Origin of the sequence: Haliscomenobacter sp., assembly GCF_040403615.1 — a bacterium.
In the GTDB taxonomy this organism is placed as follows: Bacteria; Bacteroidota; Bacteroidia; order Chitinophagales; family Saprospiraceae; genus Haliscomenobacter.
This window is the reverse complement of record NZ_JBBAKG010000061.1, coordinates 16,338-18,440: the sequence shown is the minus strand read 5'-3', so window position 1 is coordinate 18,440 and position 2,103 is coordinate 16,338. Positions and strand designations below refer to the sequence as shown.

The 2,103-nt window shown below is 48.3% G+C and carries 3 protein-coding genes; 2 read left to right on the top strand and 1 reads right to left on the bottom strand.

Annotated features, from left to right (window positions below; all coding sequences use genetic code 11):
- Positions 1–966, top strand: a 966-nt coding sequence (locus tag ABW391_RS18600; RefSeq protein WP_353483413.1) for a hypothetical protein, incomplete at its 5' end; no start/stop codon positions are given.
- A 43-nt stretch (positions 967–1,009) separates the two neighbouring features.
- Here ABW391_RS18600 and ABW391_RS18595 read toward each other — a convergent pair.
- Positions 1,010–1,423 (bottom strand): PDDEXK family nuclease, encoded by a 414-nt coding sequence (locus ABW391_RS18595; RefSeq protein WP_353483412.1) that lies wholly within the window; start codon positions 1,421–1,423, stop codon positions 1,010–1,012.
- 115 nt (positions 1,424–1,538) lie between these two features.
- On the opposite strand from ABW391_RS18595, the gene ABW391_RS18590 reads away from it, so the two are divergent.
- Positions 1,539–2,009 (top strand): hypothetical protein, encoded by a 471-nt coding sequence (locus ABW391_RS18590; protein ID WP_353483411.1) that lies wholly within the window; start codon positions 1,539–1,541, stop codon positions 2,007–2,009.
- Positions 2,010–2,103: the final 94 nt, after the last annotated feature.

Sequence of the window (2,103 nt, the reverse complement as noted above, 5' to 3'; positions counted from 1 at the left end):
TTTGCCGCAGGCGATAGAATTCTCTTCAGCTTTACCGAAAGTGTAGGCGCAGTATTGGCCGAAGTCGAAATTACAGAATTTCCCAGCAACGTCAAATTCAGGGAACTGAATACGGCGGCCATCAAAGAAAAGACCATTGAAGTCACCAAGGCTGCGGTATACCGCTTCCGGTTTCGCAGCGATACCAAGAAAGACCGCACCATCAAAGTGCGCATTCAACGCGTACCCGCTTCCGACAAAACCAAAGCTTTTGTAACCGCTGTAAAGTGGGTAGAACGCTTTGACACCGTGTATCAAAACGATGCTACCCGTTTTGAAAAACAAATGGTGAAACAAACCCGCCGGGTACTGGTACGCACCGATACCGCCATCTCCAGTCTGGCCGATAAAACCGAGCGCATCGCCGCCAAAGCGAGCTGGTCGGGCTCCACATCCACCAAAGTACCGATCACCCTCCCCACCAACAAGTACGAATCAGACCGCTCGTATGAGGTCATCGCCTGGGCTTTCTGGGTGGGCACGGGAGAGCAGGCCGAAAAACAATACAGCGAAGCCAATCGACTGGCCGGATTGGGTAAATCTGCCGTCAGCACCGTGGGCAAACTGGGCTACCTCGCCGGCCCCTACGGCGCCCTCGCCTCCTTGGCCCTTGACGGCGTGAGTTTCTTTACCGCACCGCGTGGTGGGGACAACATCAAGTACCGCGTCCTTTCCAAAGACAATAAAGTGCTGGATTCTGGCGATGGCCCTTCCGCATACGCTCGCCACAATACCTACACCCAAGGCACCATGACCTTCGAAATGGGCAACGACAACTACATCGACGCCATCGATGCCCGGGTACGGGTGATCGCCGTTGCACTGGTCAAAACGTATCGCCAAGAAGAGTATACCGAGGAAAAAGATGTGCCCGTGGCACGGAAGTTTGAGGTGAAGGTGAGTAAGGTGCCGGTATTGAGTAAGTAGAGGGGGATGTCTGTGAGACGGTTCGGCATAGCCTAACAAAACACTAAATCAATGTATTCAAATCGCGACCAATGGATTTACAAAATGAAGGCAGCTGGGTATCTTCCCCTTTTTCCAGAAGGTATTTGCGCCATTGCTGGGTGTCGTAATTGTACACAAAGCCTTCGGGTACATTGTACTCGAGCATGAGGCTTTTGATTTTTTCAAAATCGCGCCGTGCACCTGTGTTGCCGCTGATTTCAATAATGACCTGGTTGAGTTTTTTTTCGTTGTCAAAAAGTAGAATATCGGGTGTTGGACTTGTCTGGCTTTCATCAATCATGGTTTCGGGCAATGGCTCGAATGGAATGGCTTTTTCCAGGTAATACAACATGCCCAAACGCATCATGAGCTGACCAATGATGCGCTGGTGAATCTTGGGGGCGTTCACTTCCATATAAATGGTATTTTCGGTCATGACTAACAATGATTTAGTCAAAAATACAGCATTTTTTCTATGCGTCAAAAAAATAGTAAATAGAGTACTTTTTTTCATCGATCCTTATTTCATTTCCGTACCAAAAACCCTGAGCATGAAAACCATTTCAGCCACAATTGTTGTTGCCTTGTGCTTTATTTTTGCGTGTCATCAAGACGATCCCAAACCCGCAATTGCAGGTACCTACACCGGCAAATCCGACCGTCATTCCAAGCGCCTGAGCGAAATATTCATATCCCCAACCCAATCTAAAATGGAATGGGTAAAGGATTCTGCTTTTCAACAACCTGCAGTATTGGAGGTGGAAGCTTTTTCAAAAGACAGCTTTAAACTGGTAGGAGATTTTGTAAAAAGCCTTCCGCCGGGATGGTCAAGGTATGGTTTTTCGGAAGCAACCGGAACAGATAAATTGGTGTTTAAGCGCAATTTTGGGCTTTCTGGGTATTTTTTCCAAGAAATAACCCTTGCATTTGATCCAACAGGCAGGATTTTGAAAATTGATTACCACTCTTCCAGCACAACGCCACAATCGGACGTGTTGTCTCATTTTGAGGGCAAAAAATAAATAACCGGAAGCGGCGCTTCGGCTACGCTCAGCGACCGCGAGATATGCTAGTAGGATTTGGGTTTTGTGGGAAGCGGCCGGTCGCTGAGCGTAG